At 41.6% G+C, this 20,445-nt stretch carries 17 protein-coding genes, 1 tRNA gene and 1 riboswitch; of the genes, 10 read left to right on the top strand and 8 right to left on the bottom strand.

Annotated elements, in window-relative coordinates; all coding sequences use genetic code 11:
* Nucleotides 1-317 precede the first annotated feature (317 nt).
* The 8 genes from D0T49_RS09080 to D0T49_RS09045 all read left to right on the top strand — a co-directional run bounded on the left by D0T49_RS09080 (nt 318) and on the right by D0T49_RS09045 (nt 8,642).
* On the top strand, nt 318-1,547 hold the full coding sequence (locus D0T49_RS09080) for a nucleoside recognition domain-containing protein (RefSeq protein WP_163630561.1): 1,230 nt from the start codon (nt 318-320) through the stop codon (nt 1,545-1,547).
* Between the two features lie 48 nt (nt 1,548-1,595).
* On the top strand, nt 1,596-2,066 hold the full coding sequence (locus D0T49_RS09075; RefSeq protein ID WP_163630558.1) for a hypothetical protein: 471 nt from the start codon (nt 1,596-1,598) through the stop codon (nt 2,064-2,066).
* Between the two features lie 255 nt (nt 2,067-2,321).
* Nucleotides 2,322-2,750, top strand: coding sequence for an rRNA maturation RNase YbeY (gene ybeY, locus D0T49_RS09070; RefSeq protein WP_163630556.1), 429 nt, complete (start codon nt 2,322-2,324; stop codon nt 2,748-2,750).
* A 198-nt stretch (nt 2,751-2,948) separates the two neighbouring features.
* Nucleotides 2,949-3,608: a DUF6089 family protein gene (locus D0T49_RS09065; protein ID WP_163630554.1), complete on the top strand. Its 660-nt coding sequence runs from the start codon at nt 2,949-2,951 to the stop codon at nt 3,606-3,608.
* A gap of 21 nt (nt 3,609-3,629) precedes the next feature.
* On the top strand, nt 3,630-4,352 hold the full coding sequence (locus D0T49_RS09060) for an isoprenyl transferase (RefSeq protein ID WP_163630552.1): 723 nt from the start codon (nt 3,630-3,632) through the stop codon (nt 4,350-4,352).
* Nucleotides 4,353-4,517: 165 nt separating this feature from the next.
* A complete protein-coding gene (locus D0T49_RS09055) occupies nt 4,518-7,184 on the top strand; it encodes an outer membrane protein assembly factor (protein WP_163630571.1) in 2,667 nt (888 codons plus the stop codon).
* 333 nt (nt 7,185-7,517) lie between these two features.
* Nucleotides 7,518-8,033 (top strand): OmpH family outer membrane protein, encoded by a 516-nt coding sequence (locus tag D0T49_RS09050; protein ID WP_163630550.1) that lies wholly within the window; start codon nt 7,518-7,520, stop codon nt 8,031-8,033.
* A gap of 105 nt (nt 8,034-8,138) precedes the next feature.
* The gene (locus D0T49_RS09045; RefSeq protein ID WP_163630548.1) at nt 8,139-8,642 is read left to right on the top strand and encodes an OmpH family outer membrane protein; all 504 of its coding nucleotides are present in this window, start codon (nt 8,139-8,141) and stop codon (nt 8,640-8,642) included.
* A 377-nt stretch (nt 8,643-9,019) separates the two neighbouring features.
* On the opposite strand, the gene D0T49_RS09040 is transcribed toward D0T49_RS09045, so the two are convergent.
* The gene (locus tag D0T49_RS09040; RefSeq protein ID WP_163630546.1) at nt 9,020-10,687 is read right to left on the bottom strand and encodes a formate--tetrahydrofolate ligase; all 1,668 of its coding nucleotides are present in this window, start codon (nt 10,685-10,687) and stop codon (nt 9,020-9,022) included.
* Nucleotides 10,688-11,735: 1,048 nt separating this feature from the next.
* Nucleotides 11,736-13,382, bottom strand: coding sequence for a dipeptidase (locus D0T49_RS09035; protein WP_163630544.1), 1,647 nt, complete (start codon nt 13,380-13,382; stop codon nt 11,736-11,738).
* Between the two features lie 274 nt (nt 13,383-13,656).
* On the opposite strand from D0T49_RS09035, the gene D0T49_RS09030 reads away from it, so the two are divergent.
* Together D0T49_RS09030 and D0T49_RS09025 are read left to right on the top strand one after the other, a co-directional pair.
* Nucleotides 13,657-14,334 carry an energy transducer TonB gene (locus D0T49_RS09030; RefSeq protein ID WP_163630542.1) on the top strand — a complete coding sequence of 226 codons (678 nt, stop codon included), beginning with the start codon at nt 13,657-13,659 and terminating at the stop codon, nt 14,332-14,334.
* 97 nt (nt 14,335-14,431) lie between these two features.
* Nucleotides 14,432-14,515: transfer RNA gene (locus D0T49_RS09025), tRNA-Leu, on the top strand.
* Nucleotides 14,516-14,553: 38 nt separating this feature from the next.
* Here D0T49_RS09025 and D0T49_RS09020 read toward each other — a convergent pair.
* From D0T49_RS09020 to D0T49_RS08995, 6 genes are all read right to left on the bottom strand, one after another.
* Nucleotides 14,554-15,228, bottom strand: a complete 675-nt coding sequence (locus D0T49_RS09020) for a hypothetical protein (RefSeq protein ID WP_163630540.1) — start codon at nt 15,226-15,228, stop codon at nt 14,554-14,556.
* Between the two features lie 108 nt (nt 15,229-15,336).
* Nucleotides 15,337-15,903 carry a hypothetical protein gene (locus tag D0T49_RS09015; protein ID WP_163630538.1) on the bottom strand — a complete coding sequence of 189 codons (567 nt, stop codon included), beginning with the start codon at nt 15,901-15,903 and terminating at the stop codon, nt 15,337-15,339.
* 105 nt (nt 15,904-16,008) lie between these two features.
* A complete protein-coding gene (locus tag D0T49_RS09010) occupies nt 16,009-16,461 on the bottom strand; it encodes a GNAT family N-acetyltransferase (RefSeq protein WP_163630536.1) in 453 nt (150 codons plus the stop codon).
* 54 nt (nt 16,462-16,515) lie between these two features.
* A complete protein-coding gene (gene nrdG, locus D0T49_RS09005) occupies nt 16,516-16,989 on the bottom strand; it encodes an anaerobic ribonucleoside-triphosphate reductase activating protein (RefSeq protein ID WP_163630534.1) in 474 nt (157 codons plus the stop codon).
* Complete coding sequence (nrdD, locus tag D0T49_RS09000; protein WP_163630532.1) at nt 16,967-19,057, bottom strand: anaerobic ribonucleoside-triphosphate reductase; 2,091 nt, start codon at nt 19,055-19,057, stop codon at nt 16,967-16,969. The genes nrdG and nrdD overlap by 23 nt, the downstream gene beginning before the upstream one ends.
* 357 nt (nt 19,058-19,414) lie before the next feature.
* Nucleotides 19,415-19,654, bottom strand: a riboswitch (cobalamin riboswitch).
* Nucleotides 19,655-19,831: 177 nt separating this feature from the next.
* Nucleotides 19,832-20,374, bottom strand: coding sequence for a GNAT family N-acetyltransferase (locus D0T49_RS08995; RefSeq protein WP_163630530.1), 543 nt, complete (start codon nt 20,372-20,374; stop codon nt 19,832-19,834).
* Nucleotides 20,375-20,445 lie beyond the last annotated feature (71 nt).

Below are 20,445 nucleotides of genomic sequence, written 5' to 3'. Positions count from 1 at the left end.
TAACGTTTGCAAAAGCATTTTTTTGAGGTGTTATTTGCTGAGAGAAAGTCATATTATATTAAAACAGATAAAAGAACAAAAGATAAAGGACAAGACTTATAGCTTGTAGCCTATAACTTGTAGCTAACTAAATCATTCCTCAATTTTTACCCGAAGAATGTGAGGACAAAAATAAAGGCTTAATTTTTTAAGCACAAATATTTAACGGTATGAAATACAGGCTCGAAATAAACCGGATAAACTACACATGGCATTGCCGCATTATTTATAACTCATAAAAATAATGTACTTTTGTTGCTCACTATTATACTATTCGCATGGCACTCAATTATATCTGGATAGCGTTTATTTTCGTTTCATTTATTGTAGCGTGCATCCAATTATTGTTTTTTGGCAACTCGCAGGTATTTGTCGATATTGTAAACTCCACGTTTTCGTCGGCCAAAACGGGATTTGAAATTTCGCTGGGACTCACAGGAGTACTTGCCCTGTGGATGGGCATTATGAAAATAGGCGAAAACGGCGGTATGATAGCCGTATTTTCGCGCGCGGTACGCCCGCTTTTTCGCAGGCTCTTTCCCGATATACCGGACAATCATCCCGCTTCGGGTTCCATACTCCTCAACCTGTCGGCAAACATACTTGGGCTTGATAATGCCGCTACACCTGCCGGGCTGCAAGCCATGCGCGAGTTGCAGGATATAAACCCCGACAAGTCGCGTGCCTCCAACGCCATGATTATGTTTCTGGTGCTTAACGCTTCGGGGCTGACGCTTATCCCTGTGTCAGTAATGACCATACGTGCACAGATGGGAGCATCCAATCCGGCCGATGTATTTATCCCTATCATGATAGCCACCTTTGTTTCCACCATGATTGGAGTATTAGCGGTGTGCGTAAAACAAAAAATAAAGATAGATAAAGTCATATTAGGCACATTTGGGGCAGTAGCGTTGATTATAGGAGGCGTAGTATGGCTATTCGGCCGTATGGAGCAAAGCCAAGTACAGCAAGTATCGGCGGTGGCTGCCAGCATTATTCTTTTCACGGTAATTATCGCCTTCATTATAAGCGGCATGCGAAAAAAGGTGAACGTGTACGACTCTTTCATCGAAGGGGCAAAAGATGGCTTTTCGGTAGCTATACGCATCATCCCCTACCTTATTGCTATTTTGGTGGCAGTAGGCATGCTCAGGGCATCGGGCACCCTCGATTTTCTGGTCGATGGATTGAAATCTTTCGTTGCCTGGATGGGGCTGGATACCCGCTGGGTAGACGGTATGCCTACCGCACTTATGAAGCCCCTGAGCGGTAGCGGAGCGCGGGGCATGATGGTGGAAACCATGAGTACGTTCGGAGCCGACTCGTTTGCAGGGCGGTTATCCGGTATATTTCAGGGCTCTACCGACACTACCTTCTATGTAGTTTCGGTGTATTACGGTGCTGTCAATATCAAGAACGGACGATACACGGTACCTTACGCGCTTCTGGCCGATTTGGTAGGAATAATCACCGCTATTTTTGTAGCCTACTTGTTCTTTGGGTAATACTTTATTAAAAATATAAAATCATCATAGCAACATTGATTTCGTAAAATGGAAAAACAGACGCTCTCTTCCAAATGGACTAATACATTGTTAATACTAATGACAGTATTATGGGTTGTACTACCCTTATGTTGCATCCTGTTTCTGCTGATTACAGGCTCGTTAGGACGTATCCATCCCGGTATGGTAATAGGAGGTATCTTACTGTTGTTAATGATTGGAGCAACAGTATTCCTTCTGAGCACATTGGCTAAGGTGACTGTGACAGACGATAAAATTATTTTCAAAAAAGCTATTGGCAGAGCTAAAAGCTATACTTTCGACAAGATTACTTATCCTAACGAATTTCGCTTTCATAAACTACTGTTTACTTCAATCAACATGAAGAATGGCTACGAGGAAGATTTTTATTTAATACTGAGCAACCGTAGGGCATGGGTGCTTAAAGACCAGATAGACGTAAAGCAAAGCCTGCTTACATTAAAGTATTCTGTAAAGAACGAACAAACTAAAAATTAAAAATCAGTCCCCGTTTGTAACGAGGGGGAGTGGCGTTGCATTTGCAATGCGGTCGAAGTTGTTCGTTAAAAAAAACGAATAACCACAAACTCCTCGTTAAAAACGAGGAGTAGAAGCAAGTACTGTTTTATGAACATTTTTCACTATACCCTTCCCCTCGTTTGCAACGAGGGGATTAATCGTTAGTCGTTTACAACGACAATAAGAAATGAATTAGCAAACACATCCTGTAAGTAACAAAAACGCAATAAACAAATGATTACATACTACTACGAAGACATAGAACCTCTTGATATACAAGAGAAAAACGTATCGGGCTGGATAAAAAGCACGGCCGCTGTTTATGGCAAAAAGATAGGCGAAATCTCCTATATCTTTTGCTCCGACGAAAGGATACTGGAGGTGAACAAACAATACCTCGACCACGACTATTATACCGACATCATCACGTTTGACTATACGCAGGGAAACATCCTCGGAGGCGATATTTTTGTGAGCGTAGACACGGTAAAAAGCAATGCCGGAAAATTCGGGCAAAGTTTCGGCAAAGAGCTGCACCGCGTTATCATACACGGCATACTGCACCTGTGCGGGCAAACCGACAAAACACCTGAGGAACAGCAGCAAATGACAGCAAAAGAAAATTTAGCACTCGACGCTATTAATTTTATCGAATTTTATTAATTACAGCACACCATAACAGCTAAATGCAAGTATCTGACTATTTTTGCAATTTTTTGTTAAATAAACACCCTGCTTCAAAGCTACTTTGCCTATATTAAAAGATTATCATTACTTTTGTTGCTGATTTTTTTCGGAGGTATATGAAATTTTTGGATAAAAAGCACGTTTAAATTTTCAGACTCAAAAAACTAAAATTACATGTACTCAAAATCCGGAAAATTTTTAATTATCAGTGTGTTTTTATGTTTCTGCTCCCTTTTGCATGCACAGCGAAACGATTACAGGGCAGAAATAGGCTTGCTGGGAGGTGTAGCTTACTACATGGGAGATGCAAATCTTACCCCGTTTAAAAACATTACACCCGATTATGGAGCGCTTTTTCGCTATCGGTTCGATACAAGGCTTGCAGCAAGGCTCGAGTACTCCCGTACTTCGGTAAAGGGAGGAGCAGACCTTACAGCATTCGACAATCCGCTGAATATGGTGGACTTGTGCGGAGAATTCAACTTTTTCGATCTGGAAAAGAACAAATACAAGCGTTTCAGCAAAATATTTTCACCTTACATCTTTTTAGGTGTGGGAATGATGAATTATAAATACGAGGCAACTCAACAGAAATTTGGTGTGAGCATTCCTTTCGGAGTCGGAATTAAAGTAAAGATGGGAGGGCGTTTCAATTTCAATGCCCAGTTTTCAAACCGCTTACTGCTGAAAGACAACATGGAAGGAATAGCCGTATACAACGACCAATATGGGCTGAACGGGAGCAATTTCCTTAACAACGATTTGCTGTCGGCCCTTACCGTAGGAATCACATTCGACATATGGAAAAAAGAATGTGACTGCCTCAAGTTTTAAGAAAAAAGAAGTATTTTTAGAATGACCTACAAAGAGAAGATTGACAAAGCACGATTGCCGCAACACATTGCTATCATAATGGATGGCAACGGGCGTTGGGCAAAAGAACGGGGTTTCGACCGTATTGTAGGACATCAGAACGGGGTGGTTTCGGTACGCGAAACAACTGAAGCAGCCGCCGAAATAGGAATAAAATACCTGACATTATACGCTTTCTCAACCGAGAACTGGGGACGTAAGAAAGAAGAAGTGGATGCCCTGATGGAACTGCTGGTAGATACGATTGAGAAAGAAACCCCCACATTGAACAAAAACAATGTACGCCTGCTGACAATAGGCGACCTGAAACGCCTGCCCGAAGGAGCTGCAAAAAAAATGGCGAAGTGTCTGGATGATACTGCCGGCAACACAGGGTTAAGTTTGGTATTAGCCCTGAGCTATTCGTCGCGCTGGGAAATAACCAATGCCGTAAAAGAGATTTGTGAAGAGGTGAAAGACGGCAAACTGAACCCCGACGATATAACAGCCGATGTGATTTCGAGGCATTTGGATACAAAATCAATTCCCGACCCCGACTTGCTTATCCGTACAAGCGGCGAGTTGCGTATAAGCAATTTTCTGCTTTGGCAGTTGGCCTATACCGAACTGTATTTTACAGATGTAAACTGGCCCGATTTCAGAAAAGAAAACTTATACGAAGCAATATACAATTTCCAGCAACGCGAACGGCGTTTCGGGAAATAGAGAAACAAGCTATAAGTCACATTTCCGGAATTTCCCGGTTTTATAGCCCGACGGATTAACAAAATAATTTTCAGGAATTTGAGAAATAATATACTCTTGTATTAAACGATACCTTTACAAAAAAAGGTCAAAAAAAGGGTAGATATATTATAATATCTTCTTATGATGCAAACTAAAACGCTGTTTTTATTCTTCTCGTTTTTATTCTTTTTCAGCCATTTGCTCACTGCGCAAACAAATGATGAAAATGAAGAATCAGATAATCTCCCCGTTGTCGAATACGGAGGCATTCCCGTCAAATACGAAATAGCCGGAATAACCGTATCGGGAGCCGACAATTACGAAGACTTTGTAATTATAGGCTATTCGGGGTTGGCAGAGGGCGATATTGTAAGCATCCCCGGCGATGAAATTTCCAACGCAACAAAACGCTTTTGGAGACAAGGGCTTTTTTCGGGCGTAAAAATATACGCCACCCGGATGGAAGAAGGCAAAGTATGGCTGCATATCGCGTTGAAACAACAACCACGCATTTCAGCAATAAATTTTCATGGATTGAAAAAATCGGAAATTGACGAACTGGAGCCACGTTTAGGACTTGTAAAAGGAAGCCAGATTACTCCCAATATATCAGACCGTGCCAAAAAGGTGATTGAAAAACACATGGAAGAAAAAGGTTTTGCGAATGCCGAAGCCAAGGTACTTCAACGAAACGACCCTGATAATCCCGGAAGTGTGATTGTAGACATCGAGGTAGACAAAAAACTAAAAACAAAAGTAAACTCGATAAACATCAACGGAAACGAAGCCCTATCGTTCAACCAGATAAACAGGGCGATGAAAAAAACCAACGACCCAAGTTGGATGAATTTTTTCAGGACAAAAAAATTCGTACGCGAAGAATACGAAAAAGATAAAGCAACACTGATTGAAAAGTACAACGAAATAGGGTATCGCGATGCCTACATCGTAACCGACAGCGTAGTGACGCACGACGAAAAAACCGTAGATGTATACATCACAGTACACGAAGGCGACAAGTATTATTTCCGCAATATAAACTGGGTGGGTAATACCATCTATCCTTACGAGTTTCTGGACAACGTGCTGGGCATAAAAAAAGGAGACGTATACAACTACAAATTGATGAACGAACGCTTGTATGCCGAAGACGATGCGGTGAGCAAACTCTATCAGGACAGGGGATATCTTTTCTCACATATCGAACCGGTAGAAGTTAACTTCGATGGAGACTCCATCGATTTCGAAATGCGTATTTTCGAAGGCAAGCCGGCTACTATCAACGAGATAAACATTATAGGCAACGAGCGTGTTTACGAGCACGTTATCCGCCGCGAGTTGCGTACCAAACCGGGACAACTGTATAGCCAGACACAAGTAATACGTACGCTGCGCGAACTGGCACAGATGGGACACTTCGATCAGGAGCAACTATTTGCCGACTTCCAGGATGGCGGTATTTCGCCCAACCCCGAAGATGGAACGGTGGATTTGAATTATATACTGAAAACCAAAGGAAGCGACCAAGTTGAATTCTCGCTTGGCTGGGGAGCAACAGGGATAGTAGGAAGCTTGGGGCTGAAATTTACCAATTTTGCCATCCAAAATCTTTTCCGCCCCGAAATGTATAGGATAGTACCTCAGGGCGAAGGGCAAACATTTACCATCAATGCACGTACCAATGCCCAGTATTACAATTCGGTAAGCCTATCGTTTCTCGAACCTTGGCTTGGCGGCAAACGCCCAAACTCGCTATCCGTATCGGCATATTATGCAGCACAATCGCGTGTAAGCAACCGTTGGAACGACTATTACAGCAGCATGTACAACCCCTACTACGGATACGGAGGATATGGGTATGGAAGCAGTTATGGCTATGGCTACAACGACTATCAGGAGAACTATTACAACTCGATGCAATACGAGATAGATCCCGAAAAGTACATGCGTACCTTAGGAGTATCAGTAGGGTACGGAAAGCGTCTGAGCTGGCCCGACGACTATTTTACATTCTACGGAGAACTCTCGTACCAACTGTACATGCTGAAAGAGTGGTATCAGATACTTTACCCGCTGGGCGATGGCAATTATCATACATTCAGCCTCAACCTGAATTTCAGCCGTAACTCTATCGACAACCCTATCTACACACGTACAGGTTCCTCATTCTCGCTGGGCATACAGCTTACACCACCTTACTCACTTCTCAGAGGTGAGGTAGACTATGCTTCGATACCTATTGCCGAGCGTTATGAAAAATACAATTTCATAGAATACCATAAATGGAAATTCAGTGCAAAAACATTCACCCCGATGTCGCAAAACGAAAAATTTGTACTTATGGGACGTGCTGAGTTTGCATACCTCGGACATTATAATCAGGATTTGCGCTCTCCTATCGGCACATACACCCTTGGGGGCGACGGTATGTCGGCATACACAAGTTATGGTGAAGAATACATAGCCATGCGTGGGTACGACTCCGGTAGCCTTACTCCTCTGGACAAAGACTGGGGGGCATACAAAGGATTTCTATACAATAAGTTTACCTTAGAATTGCGTTATCCGCTTTCGCTGGAGCAAAATGCAACCATCTGGGCACTGGCCTTTGTCGAAGCAGGTAACAGTTTCAGTAGCCTGAAAGAATATAACCCATTCAACCTTAAACGCTCTGCTGGGCTGGGTGTACGTATATTCCTGCCTATGTTCGGCCTCATGGGTATTGACTGGGCATATGGATTCGACCCAACAAACAATTCGACCGGAAAAGGCGGAAGCCACTTCCACTTCGTACTGGGACAAGAGTTGTAGAAGAGAAAGTAGACGAGTAGACAAGTAAACAAGTAGACAAGTAAACGAGAATTTTAGAAGAAAGTACTTTTACTTCGCTACCGCGCGAATTTTTCGCGTGGTAAAATAAAAAGGTCAAAAAAGCCACACGATGCAATCGTGCGGCAGCGAGGGGGTAGAAGTAGTTACAAGTAGTAAACAAGTGAATAAAAGAGCAAATAGAGAATAGGCATATTAGTCTCATTGGCATATTGGCAAATCCTAATTCTTGGTTCTAAAACACATATTGGCAAAGATTTTGTTATCTCATTAAAATACAACTTAATGAGTGAAACAATTTAAAAAAATAATATTATGAAAAAAGTCCTTCTTACACTATTCGTCGTTGCCGGATTTGCATTTGCATCGCAGGCACAGAAATTTGCTATGGTAGATATGGAATATATCATGAAAAATATTCCCAGTTACGAAACTGCCGAGGAGCAACTAAACCAGATTTCGAAAAAATGGCAATCGGAAGTAGAAGCCCAAACACAAGAAGTACAGCAAATGTACAAAAACTACCAAACCGAGCTTGTGTTCCTATCGGACGATATGAAAGTAAAGCGCGAAGAAGAAATCATAGCAAAAGAAAAAGCTGCACAGGAGTTGAAACGTAAATACTTCGGGCAAGACGGAGAGCTTTTCAAAAAACGCGAAAGCCTGATGAAGCCCATACAGGACGAAATATATGCAGCATTGCAGGAAATTGTAACCGATAAAGGCTATGAACTTGTATTCGACCGTAGCTCGGCTATGCACGTAATTATAGCATCCCCCAAGCTGGATATAAGCGACGAAGTACTGCGGAAATTGGGATATTCAAAATAATTTTTTAAATTTGCACACTTTTAAAAATCAAAGAATTAAGGAATTATTTTTTTTGGTTTTTCATAAAAACGAATTCATAAATTTATACAACTAAACAATAAAACCATGTTGAAAAAAACAGTAATTTTTCTACTTTGTGTACTTCCGATGGCTGCATTTGCTCAGGATAAATTAGGACACATCAATACACAAGAAATCCTGATGGCAATGCCCGAACTGGACCAGATTGAAACTAAAATGAATGAGCTCCAAACCCAATGGAAGAGCGAAATGGAAAAAATGCAACAAGAGTATTTTGCTAAAATTCAGGAATTTCAGGAAAAACAGGCTACCATGCCCGAAAGCATCAAACAAGCCCGTCAGAGCGAAATAATTGAGATGGAACAACGCATAACTACCCTGAACCAAACTGCAAACTCCGACCTGCAACAAAAACAACAGGAAATGTTGATGCCGGTAATCGAGAAAATCAAAAAAGCCATCAACGAAGTAGGTGCCGAAAACAATTACACCTATATCTTCGACCTTGCTACACAAAGCATCGTATATCAGTCGCCAAAATCGAACGACATTACAGCGCTTGTAAAAAAGAAATTGAATCTGAAATAATCGGATTAAAGGATTATAAAAATACGTCAGGCTGCCGGATTCCGGCAGCCTGACGTATTTTATCATATACAATTATTGAAGGCTATCCTCATCCTTTCGGATTATAAATCAGTCGTAGTCGGAAGATTTCAAGGGTTAGAAGAAGCATGATTTCAAGGGCTGTAAGCCCGTTTTAATTTAGCCCAATGGCAAAGCGAAGCGTCGCCTTGGGTTAGTTTGCAATAACAAACTTGGCGGGCTGCAAGCCCAAGTTAAAATTTACTTCTCTCCTGCCCCTCGTTTGCAACGAGGGAAAAATGGTATCTCATTTACAATGCAGTTCAAATTATTCGCTAAAAACGAGCGACCACAAACTACCATCTACCCGCTACCCGCTACTAACTCAATCCCACAATTTCGCCGTCAATCAGATCAATGTACTTTGCCTGAGGCTCTTTAGGCAGTCCCGGCATACGCATAATGTTGCCTGCAATGGCTACAATAAATTCGGCACCGTTATTTATCACCAAATCGTTAACCGTAAAGTCAAAATCGCGTGCTACACCATACGCTTTCTCGTCTTCGGAAAACGAATATTGCGTTTTAGCTATACAAACAGGATATTTGCCGGCTCCCAGTTCCTCTATCTTAGGAATCATGGCAAGTGCTTTTTTCGAGAAAAGGACACGTTTTGCTCCATACAGGCCGACAGCTATTTTCTCTATCTTCTGCCGGACAGAGTCCGTATCTTCATAGGTAAACCGTATATCGGACGAGCCTCCCTGCTCAATCATCTTAATTGCTTTTTCGGCCAACTCCATAGCACCTTCGCCGCCTTTGGCAAAAGCATCGTTTACAGCAAAACCCACTCCTTGCTGCTCGCAATGCTCACGCAGCAGTTTTATTTCCTCGTCGGTATCAAAGCCATACTTATTAAACGCTACAAGCACTTTCTGCCCAAACGACCTGAGGTTTTCGATATGCTTATTCATATTCTCAAATCCCCTTACCAGTCCTTCGGCATTAGGTAGCTTAATGTCCTTTACATCCACACCGCCGTGCATTTTCAAAGCCTGTGTAGTGACCACCAGCACTGAAAGAGAGGGCTTGATGCCTGCTTTACGACATTTGATATTAAGAAATTTTTCGGCGCCGAGGTCGGCTCCAAAACCGGCTTCGGTCACCACATAGTCGGCAAAGCTAAGCCCCATTTTAGTAGCTACTACCGAGTTGCAACCATGCGCTATATTGGCAAACGGCCCTCCATGCACAAAAGCGGGAGTATGCTCCGTGGTTTGCACCAAGTTAGGATTGAGTGCATCTTTAAGCAACACGACTATAGAGCCTGCCACCCCAAGGTCTTTTACTGTAAATGGCTTACCGGAGTAGGTATAGCCCAAAAGTATTTTTTCGATACGGCGTTTCAGGTCATCCAGATTCTCGGCCAAGCAAAGTATAGCCATAATCTCCGAAGCAGGGGTAATGTCAAAACCCGTTTCAGTTGGCACACCGTTTGCCGTACCACCCAAGCCTGTGATAATCTGGCGCAGGCTACGGTCGTTTACATCCAACACCCGCCTCCAAAGCACCTGCTTGATGCCATCCGCCTTATCGCGGTTTTGGTAAATATAATTGTCGAGCAATGCCGAAATCATGTTATTGGCAGCCGTAATGGCATGAAAATCGCCTGTAAAGTGCAGATTGATATTCTCCATCGGCAGTACTTGCGCATATCCGCCTCCGGCAGCCCCGCCTTTCATCCCGAAACAAGGGCCAAGCGAGGGCTCGCGCAAAGCTACAACGGCTTTCTTACCCGCTTTATTCAGCCCAAGAGCCAGCCCGATAGAGACGGTAGTTTTACCTATACCGGCTTTGGTAGGGGTAATGGCTGTAACCAATATCAGTTTTCCTTTACGGCTGCTTTTCTCGTCAATCAAGTCATAAGGAATCTTTGCCATATACCGCCCATAAGGAATTACCGATTCTTCTTCGATTCCGATTTCTTTGGCAACATCGGATATTTTTTTCAGCTTTATGCTGTGGGCAATCTCAATATCTGTTTTCATACGCTTTTAAAATGGTTTAGATGGCAAACATAAGTACATCGTATTTATTTATGGCACATAGGTTCAGTTAGTTTACACACAAGCTTTACTGTGCTCTATGTGTTTTTATATGTATTCTATGTGAGCAAAACAACATTAAATAATCTGTGTTTAGGGCAACGCACCAAAATTACATTTTAAACACCAAATTCATCAGATGTTGTTCTTTCGTTTCTCGGTCTCCAAGTCCCTCTCTTTGAGAGAGGGATCTAGGGAGAGTTCCGATATCCTCATTTCTTTATTCTTTCGTCCTCCAGCCGGACAGGCTTTTACTTTTTCCTATAGCTGAAAAAGTAAACAAAAAAGCCACNAAGCCACCGCTACACCTGCTTCGCTAAAATTCAGCTACACTCCGCTACAGGCTTTGAAACTCCTCGCTACGCTCGTCAAACAGCAAATCCTGTTTAACGCTACGTTACGCTGAATTTCTTTACGCTCACCAGCTGAGGCGGAAAGATTAGCTATGGCTACGAAAGAATAAAATAACAATTCTGTATATTTTGATGCGGTTGCCCTTACCTGTGTTATTTACCAACAGCAAACTTACTAAAAATGTTATTGAATGATTTGTTTAAATACTTGTTTTGACATTTTTTCGGCAATTTAAATACTACTTGGCATCGCAGATAAAAAAAGACCGCCGGGGCTAACCCATGCGGCTTTCGTCAAAAAAAAGCATAAAACAAATTTTCCATCAAAACTATTTTATTTCAACCTGTTTCTTTTTTGTAGAAGTTACTTTGCGTTGTAGTAACGTCAAGTACTCCGGGTCTTATATAAGGGGTTTTCACTTTATCGGCATTTATCCTTTATATGTAATTTTTGAACAAATACTTAGCACACAAAGTTCTGATTTTTACATTCGTTTTGAGAAAGGAGTACTGCTTTAATCAATATTAAAAATTAACAAGAATCGTTTCCACTTAAGAGAAAATGGGATGTAAAAAAAACCTCCCTCATCAGATATACTGACAAGGGAGGTGGATAAAACTATTTTTAAAAAAAGATATTATTTCCTGTTATTCATTTCCTCTACAGTTTTCACGCGGAGATTTTGGTTATGTTTCACCATCTCACGCAGATACTCCTCAGGATAGCCGGGGCGCAAAACGCTAGCTGGCAAACTATATTCGTTTCGCAGGAATTTACCGTCTTTTTCCTTTTTCACTACACCATCCAGATACTTTACAAGCAGATATTCGCCCAGTTTTTTCCACGAATCGGTAGAAGCCTGCGCCTGTTCTATACTGAACTTGGTCAGAAATGCCCGCGCATCGTCTTTCGACATTGTTGCCGCTTGTTTATCAATCTCAGGAACAAGCGTATTGAAATCGTCCTCCCACTGTTTTTGCACCTTCCTGATGTCGGGCATCATAAGCGAGTAACGGCTGTATGCAAAATTTGCTACTGCGTTGTAAATCCAGAAAGCCGAAGTAGGCGAATACTCCAAAAGGCTACCGTTATTAATGTCGTAACACGTAGGTACAGCCGTGATGCTCGAGTATATTGGCACGTAAAGCGCGGTGGCAGCATCGTCCACACCAAACCAAAGTATGCCTCCTATATAGTCAGGCAGCCAGTTGCGCATCTGTGCTACAAAAGTAAATCCGGTTTGTTGTGTAGCTACGGGACGCTCCTGTGCATACTCCACGCCATCCACCTTGAACGAGAGAGGACTCAGACGCAGCTTGGTATGAAACGGGCCGGCAGCCATGTTTTGAGTAATGTCAAGTTCAGTACCTTCATATTGGTCGCGCATGTAGTTTTTAAAATCCTGTGCGCTTACCTTTTTCGCAGGCTTAATCCAAAGCGGCATACGCTCTTTTGTTTCGCCTTTGATGTACGAAAGGTATTTATCCATCGACGGGTCTATCCGGCGAAAGAAAGTCCACACACGGGCTTCGCACCAATAAAGCCCTCCAAAATCGAGCGGATTGTATGTGTCCGAAAAGCTGAAATCCTTATCTTTTCCATTAAAATATCCCTTTTCGCGTGCAAATTTGATAACATCCTTTGAATACAGGCAGTTCTCCTTATCCTTCAACGGAAAGGTAGTGATGCGTGCCTGATTGGCGTGTGCCGACACACAGTCGTCGGGCAGGCGCATTGCCACCCACACAGCACCTTTATTGCCTGTGCCCTTCCCTATCATTTCCATAATCCACACTTCGTTTGCATCTGCAATGGAAAACGACTCTCCACCACTATAATAACCATACTCGGCTACAAGGTCGGTCATTACCTTAATAGCTTCGCGGGCTGTTTTGGCACGTTGCAGGGTTACGTATATCAAACTCCCGTAGTCCATTATTCCGGTGGTGTCTACCAGTTCTTCACGTCCGCCAAAAGTAGTTTCCGAGATGCAAAGCTGGTGTTCGTTCATATTGCCGATAACGGAGTATGTTTTCTCCACCTGCTTTATCTGCCCAAGGTATTTACCTGTGTCCCACTCGTAAATATCGAGCATAGTCCCTTTAGGGTAGGTAGCTGCCGGATAGTGGTACAAAGCACCGTAAAGCGAGTACGAGTCGGCAGAGTAAGTCACAAGGGTCGACCCATCCACCGTAGCGCCTTTTCCGGCAAGGAAATTAGTACATGCCCACGCCAAGGTGGCAGACACAAGAAATGCTATGGTAAGCACCGTTTTTTTAATCATATTATCAGGGGTTTAAAAAGTTTTCGATTACACAAAGATAAAATTTTCGGCACACACTACAAAAAGACCCGTGAGTAAAGTGAATAAAAAGAACGGATAGAAATAATAAAAAGCATATACTTGCGTTTTATAATCAAACAAGCGGATGAAATTTTAAATTCGCACACTCGACCTCTGAAAAATTACTGTTTCGTACGATTTTTGTTGTTAACCTGAATAATTGTTTCTTCATTTTGAAATTAACAAGATACTAACCTTTTAAAAACAAAAAGCCATGGTAAGCAAAAAATCTCCGAAAGCCAATCTGGAAAGCAAAAAAGCCTTATTTTTGATGCTCGGTTTAGTAGCTACGCTAACGGTGCTGTACGTTGCACTGGAATGGTCGAGCGAAAGAACGGTGTATGTATCGATTGAAGGACCTGAGGTTCCCGTAGATGTGATTGATGTTCCGCAAACAGCCGAGGTTAAACCACCGCCACCGCCTCCACCACCAAAACCGGAACCTCCTGTCACCGATTATAAAGAAGTATCCAACGACACGGAAACCAAAGACAACAATTTCACAAGCGAGCTTAATCCGGACGAAAAAATTATTATTCCGCCCTACGTAGAGCCTATAATAGAGGACGACCCCGACGACACATTCGTTGCAGTGGAAGAGATGCCCAGCACTTCGTTCAACCTGAACGAGTTTCTGTCAAAAAACCTGCGCTATCCCGTTCCTGCAATAGAAGGTGAGATAGAAGGAAAGGTTATCTGCCAGTTTATAGTAAACAAAGATGGTTCTATCACCGATATTCAGATAGTGCGCGGTGTTGACCCATTGCTCGACAAAGAAGCCGTAAGGGTGATAAAAGCCATGCCAAAATGGAATCCCGGCAAGCAACGCGACAAAGCCGTGAAAGTAAAATGCACATTGCCCATAATATTCAGGCTAAGCAGCAATAGATAAAAAAGCAGCGCAAAAGTACGTTATTCAGCCATAAAACTATTTTTCGGAAAAATAAATTTGGTAATTCCAAAAAATAACGTACTTTTGCACCGCTAACGCCCAGATGGCGGAATTGGTAGACGCGCTGGTCTCAAACACCAGTGGGGTAATTCCCATGCCGGTTCGATCCCGGCTCTGGGTACGGAAGTTCCTGATTGAAAATTCAATCAGGACTTTTTGTTAATATACATATTCATCAATTGCAGAAAAGGGAATCCAATCGTTATCCACTTTTTTGAACACATAGGTCATACTTCGTTCTCCACCTGTAATTAACTGTATAATCGCATATTTATAGTTTGAAGAAAAAACAGGAGTAGAAAACTCGAAATACTTTTGGTTCTCCAACACAGTATTTTTTTCTCGTTCATCCCATTTTTTATCTATCTCTTTTTCTATTCTCTTTTTAGGCCACCATTTCTTAACGGGAACTATGATTTCATTATACTTTTTAATGCGATTTAAACTGTCTAATTCTGATTTTGATGTTTTATACGATATTATTGTTACTAATTTTGAATGTGTAGCAAATTTGGGAATATTATCATATGAATATAAATGTGCTTTTTCTATCTTATAATTGCTCCAACTGATTTTTTCTAAACTATCAAAAGAAGAAAGAAATTCAAATAATTTGAAGTCAGTATTATTTTTAATGAATTTTTCAAATAACGGATTGTAATTAATCAAACGATTGACATCCAAAACAAAACTAGAATCAAGCAAGTTATAATATTTAAAGTCTTTAGGCACAACTATTCCAGATGCTTTATTAACCAATTTTTCAATTTCATTATTTTGACTAAAAGAAAGAATGGTATATGATAAGAAAATAAATATTATTAGCTTTTTCATAAAATAAGGTATTTAAATACAGATATAAATTTATGGCTTAGGCAAGCCTCTTTTCAGCATAACGTTCCGCTATGCCGAGCGGAGGAAATTGCTTCCAAAAAAGAACGCTTATTTAATAACTATTTCATCTAGTGCCCATTCTTCTTCACGAATTAATAGGACAGTAGCGTTTAAGCAAGTGTCTTTTCCATATACAATATAGTTAATTTTTGCAGTGCTTTTTGAAAATGAACCGGAAGTCTGTTTTATACTATCTACAACCCCTGCTTTAAGATTCACTATACTATCATTTTCGATATAAACTAATGCAATGGCTTCGGCTTCTAATGTTTTTAGTGATTTCATTTTTTCTTTCATTAAACATCCTATACCTGCCATAGCGTGCCAAAGCAGCAACCATACTAACAAAATAATTGTTACAATAACAATTATTTTCCTTATTTTATTCTCTCGTTGTACAATGAATTTTTTGTATCCGCTTGCAGGAAACAGTTTAGCCGGCAATAACAGAATAACCGGGATGACAATTGCAAATAGCAGATAATACGAATTCCATAACTCGAATTGAACACCTGTATTGGTTATATGCCTGCCTACCGATAATACTAATAAACAATAAATTAATATAACGAGGCTGACTAAAAGAATAATTTTGTTGTTTGCTTCTTCTTTCATATCTATTTACTATATAAGCGTTTACACAATATTATTACGTTGGGAATAAGCAAAACACTAATCTGTTTAACAGAATTTATTAACAGCAGCCTGTTTTTCATTATTTCACTGCACGGACAGATTTATTTTTAAATAAATCATATCTCTTAATTGTTTCCCATTTTCGAACATCTCATGGTCGTAATTATCTACGAAGAAATCCTTTACCGTATGTGAGTAAATAAATCCGAATTTTTTGTAAAACGACAATGTCGTATCATTATCGCCTGTACCAAGCAGCAGCGTATCACATTTACCCTTGCAATGTTCAATCACGTGTTTTATCATCAGGCTTCCGTAACCTTTACACTGTTCTTTTTCGTAAGTGGCAATATTCTTGAGTTCGCAAGTGTTTGCATCTTCCTGCGTTACCACACATACCGTCTTTAAATCGGGGTCGTACAATGCAAACAACTCCCCTCTGTCTAAATACCTGCGAATCATGTTTTCCTGCTCATCGGCCAATAACAGCAAGTCCATAAACCGTTCTTTATCCTCTGTTATCGTCTTAATTTCCATATGTGTCAGTATTATTTGTTTTTTCCTCAAAACTATTTCTGTTTCGCCATTACTTTACAACTTCTTAGCCCGAAAGCGAAACGTAATATCAACCATTTCACCATTTTCCACACGGTAGAAGCGTTGGTTGGTAGTAGGAGAATCCAAGCCCCCGAACTGCTCCCGATAAGGCCCCAGCTTCACATAGTCGAAACTCTGCACCGAGCACTCGTGCGGAAATTCCGCTTTGCCGGAATACCAAGCACATTTCAGCCGTCCGTTTGTCGCCTGCCTTACCAAGAGCGACAACCGCTCCACCTCTTTAGGCTCCCTGTCGCCTCCCATGAAACAGATGCAGGTAATAGTTTCGCCGTATTTATCGAGCAACGCTGTTAGCGTAGTTTCATCAAGAAGCTCTCCGGTATCTTTCTGAAGATGCGTACTGTGGCAACCCTTACAACCATTAGGGCAGTTGGTAATGTTGATTGCCAGCGTCACCTCACCGGGTACTTCCTGAAACACGATGTCATAATTGTGAAACCGTAGCATAATGACGTTTTGCCGCTTCCTGCTGTCTACTTTGCGAAAAATTGCTCACCCGCTTCATATAGCCTATAATACGTGTCAGGTAGTCAAGGTCTTTGCTTTTACACACAGGGCATTCCTGCAGGTTATTCTTGCTGATATGTCCGCATTTGTTACATACCGTATTAGGGATGTTGAACGTAAAATAGTTGCAACCCTCGTGTGCAGCTACACGCATCAGGTGGCGATACTGCTCCTTACTCAGGTGCTCATCCAGATTAAGGTGCAAGGCCGAGCCACCTGTCAGGTGCTCAATGTATTTGCGCCCATGCAGGCGGAATTTATCCACAATGTTCAACGATTCATCCTCCACAATGTAAAAATAACTGTTGTAGCAGTCGCGTTTCACCGTATAGCCATCGCGCTTATCCCATTTGGCGTGTTTTACACCAACGTTTTCGGCTGGAATCATTTCGCAGTTGAACATTACCTCTTTCGTGCGGAATTTCTTGTTGTAATCCTCAATCAATCCCAATATGTTTTGCACAAACTCCTCGTACTTAGGATTGTCGTTGATTTCAATTCCGAACGACTCGGCAGCCTCCACCAACCCATTCACACCAATAGTAAGATACTGGCGTCCCATGTTGATATAGCCTGCATCGAACAATGGCAGCATACCCTTTTGCTGCATATACTTCAGGTTTTCGTTGTAAGCCAGTTGCACCTTGTGTACGAGGTCGATAACCTCTTCGAGGAAAAACTGGTAGTGCATTCCCTTGCGGGTACAATACTGGATACACCTGTTCAGGTTGATAGTCAGCACACTTTTCGAGCCGGTAGAAACACCTCCTGCTCCCAGCGTATAACTGAATCCATTATCCTGAATTTCGTTGCGCAGGCGGCAGCAGCTACTTAGCGAGTCGGCATTATCGCTTATATACGTAAAGAACGAGTGTCCTTCGGCATACATTTCGGCCGTAAAGTCGCCATATTCCTTGTCCTTAGCATCGCCGTTTTCGGTCAGCAGAGCCATAGTTTCTACAGGGAATGTCAGCACCGAGCGGGTACGCTCTTTGTTAAACCATTTCATGAAACGCTTTTGCAACCAACTGAGCGACTCCCAATGAGGCTTGCTCCCGTTAGGGAATACAAACTCGCTAAACAGGCTCTCGAAGTAATACTTATCGTAATAAGAGATATTCCAGAACACCGCCTGAAAATTGCGTGCGCCGGTTGGCTGGTTGATTGAATAAACAATCTGCTCAAAATAGTCAGTAATGATTTTATCAATCGTACGCCGTTTTTTCGACAAATCTACCACTTCGTCGGGATGCGTATAATAATCGTCGCCATACTCCAACCCGATAAAATAATTCATATACATCAGGAACTCAGGCGTAGCACATGCCCCGCTAAGCATGCTCGACACCATGAAAACCATATTGATAAACCCGCCTGCAAACGATTTCAGGTTGGTTGGTGCTTTGGAGTTTCCGCCTATCGACGCTGTACCGCTAATCAGCCAAGGATACATCGTTATACTTGCACAGTAATTTGCAAGGCTCGTCTCGTCGTTTTTATAAATGAAGTGGTCGTTCAGCAGTTCGATGTATCTATCAGCCAATTCCTTGCCGTACATTTCCTTAATACGGTCGGTAAGCATCCGGCGGTTGAGGCGGATAAAGTTCGATTTTGGCAACTCACCTATAAGCGTAGCCATATTCTTGTTCTCCACATTGGCGTTCGAGTCGTATTTACTACCCGAAGCCGCATTTTTTGCATCGCAATACTCCATCAGGAAATTCAGCTTATCGCGCACTTCGCGGTCTTCAATATGCTTTTGGCGGTAAAGCATATAAGCCTTTGCCACATTGTAATACCGCTCTGCCATAAGCGCTATTTCCACCTGATTCTGAATATCCTCTACGGTTACATTATCAGTAATACTTACACGGCTCAGGATATTAGTGATAACATCCTCCGTAGCAAAACTGCCCACTGATAAAAAAGCCTTGGCTATTGCGCTTTTGATTTTTTCGATTGAGAACGGTTCTCTCTTCCCGTCTCTTTTTACAATAGTGATTTCCATTATGATTTTATATTAAAATGTTCTGTATACGACAAAAAAATAAAAACATGACCCACAACAGATGTTTTTTCAATCTTTTTTTAAAAAAAGAGGCGGCTCCATATTTGGCACAAGTCTGCGGACTTGTGTACGTTTTTCACAGTTTTTCAAAAACTGTAGCTGCTTCCGGCACAAGTTACGCTACGCTAAACTTGCGCCAACAAGGAGATTGAATTTTATTTTTAAATACTATGAAAAAAACGTATGGGAAGACGGTGGAAAAGAAAAAATAAAAGGGAGGCGATCGCTTACCGACAGGAGATATCCGGCCGTAGCACACTTTTACCTATCCTTTTGCTTTTCGCCCGAAAGCCCGGAATCTTTTTTCGCTAATACGGCAGGTCTTCTGACTTGCTCCTGTGTCCGGAAGCCTTCCCAAATCATTATCGCACAGATTCAGTGGCAAAGTACAGTCCGGCACATTTTTTACTGTTAACTGTTAGCTACCCGACAGCTAACTATAAAAAGAGCTTACAGCTACGGGGATAGTTCCCGACTTACACGGGATTCCCTTTTTCATCCTCTTTATTAGAAGGAACCGTATCCGATTACAAAGGTAGAACAGATTATTGAATAATCAACTATAATAATAAACTTTTAATTTTATAAAATCATAAAAGTTTTCAAAAAAAAACACAGAATACACTATTAATAAGTGATTTATATTTTTTGTAAAATACAAAAGTTTTCCAAAATAAAATTTGTAATAATAATTTAGTCCATTTTTCTGAAAAATTATTCCGCTTTCTTAATTGAATATTCATGTTCAATACACCAAACACCCTTGCACATAATCCTGTTCACAAAATCCGTTGTTTTTGACATTCCTATAGCCTGCATCAGCCCGACCGATGCCGCGTTTTCCGAATCGGTAATACCACACACCACTTTCACTCCCCTCAGGTTAAAACACATATCAATAACAAGCCGCATTGCCTCCCTTGCAAAACCCTGTTTTTGATACACAGGTGAAATATTGCAACCGATTTCAGCAGCATGTCCGGTTATTTTAACGGCACAGTCACCTATTAGCTGTCCGCTTTCTTTATACACAATTGCAAAACCATTCCACCCGCCTTCCGTTGCCATATCAGAGTCTTTACACTGATTGACAAAATCCGATGCCTGCTCTTTGGTATATGGCTGCCAATACTGATACCGGGCAACTTCCTCCAAAGAGCGGTACAGAAAAACAGCATCCGCATCCTCCGGAAGAAATTTTCTTATACACAGGCTTTCCGATTCTGTAATTATCACAGGTTTAAAATATTTCTTCATGCTCTAAGTATATGACAAAAAATGTCGAATGTTTCTTCAATCTGTTATAGGTACTCTTTTGACCTTGTCCG

Source organism: Paludibacter sp. 221 (assembly GCF_010501035.1).
Lineage (GTDB): Bacteria > Bacteroidota > Bacteroidia > Bacteroidales > Paludibacteraceae > QVMH01.
This window is presented reverse-complemented; position numbering and strand designations above follow the sequence as displayed.

Bases quoted from the DNA above. Each gene is read 5' to 3' on its own strand.
- D0T49_RS09080 (WP_163630561.1), top strand. From the start codon at position 318: ATGGCACTCAATTATATCTGGATAGCGTTTATTTTCGTTTCATTTATT.
- D0T49_RS09075 (WP_163630558.1), top strand. From the start codon at position 1,596: ATGGAAAAACAGACGCTCTCTTCCAAATGGACTAATACATTGTTAATA.
- ybeY (WP_163630556.1), top strand. From the start codon at position 2,322: ATGATTACATACTACTACGAAGACATAGAACCTCTTGATATACAAGAG.
- D0T49_RS09065 (WP_163630554.1), top strand. From the start codon at position 2,949: ATGTACTCAAAATCCGGAAAATTTTTAATTATCAGTGTGTTTTTATGT.
- D0T49_RS09060 (WP_163630552.1), top strand. From the start codon at position 3,630: ATGACCTACAAAGAGAAGATTGACAAAGCACGATTGCCGCAACACATT.
- D0T49_RS09055 (WP_163630571.1), top strand. From the start codon at position 4,518: ATGCAAACTAAAACGCTGTTTTTATTCTTCTCGTTTTTATTCTTTTTC.
- D0T49_RS09050 (WP_163630550.1), top strand. From the start codon at position 7,518: ATGAAAAAAGTCCTTCTTACACTATTCGTCGTTGCCGGATTTGCATTT.
- D0T49_RS09045 (WP_163630548.1), top strand. From the start codon at position 8,139: ATGTTGAAAAAAACAGTAATTTTTCTACTTTGTGTACTTCCGATGGCT.
- D0T49_RS09040 (WP_163630546.1), bottom strand. From the start codon at position 10,687: ATGAAAACAGATATTGAGATTGCCCACAGCATAAAGCTGAAAAAAATA.
- D0T49_RS09035 (WP_163630544.1), bottom strand. From the start codon at position 13,382: ATGATTAAAAAAACGGTGCTTACCATAGCATTTCTTGTGTCTGCCACC.
- D0T49_RS09030 (WP_163630542.1), top strand. From the start codon at position 13,657: ATGGTAAGCAAAAAATCTCCGAAAGCCAATCTGGAAAGCAAAAAAGCC.
- D0T49_RS09020 (WP_163630540.1), bottom strand. From the start codon at position 15,228: ATGAAAAAGCTAATAATATTTATTTTCTTATCATATACCATTCTTTCT.
- D0T49_RS09015 (WP_163630538.1), bottom strand. From the start codon at position 15,903: ATGAAAGAAGAAGCAAACAACAAAATTATTCTTTTAGTCAGCCTCGTT.
- D0T49_RS09010 (WP_163630536.1), bottom strand. From the start codon at position 16,461: ATGGAAATTAAGACGATAACAGAGGATAAAGAACGGTTTATGGACTTG.
- nrdG (WP_163630534.1), bottom strand. From the start codon at position 16,989: ATGCTACGGTTTCACAATTATGACATCGTGTTTCAGGAAGTACCCGGT.
- nrdD (WP_163630532.1), bottom strand. From the start codon at position 19,057: ATGGAAATCACTATTGTAAAAAGAGACGGGAAGAGAGAACCGTTCTCA.
- D0T49_RS08995 (WP_163630530.1), bottom strand. From the start codon at position 20,374: ATGAAGAAATATTTTAAACCTGTGATAATTACAGAATCGGAAAGCCTG.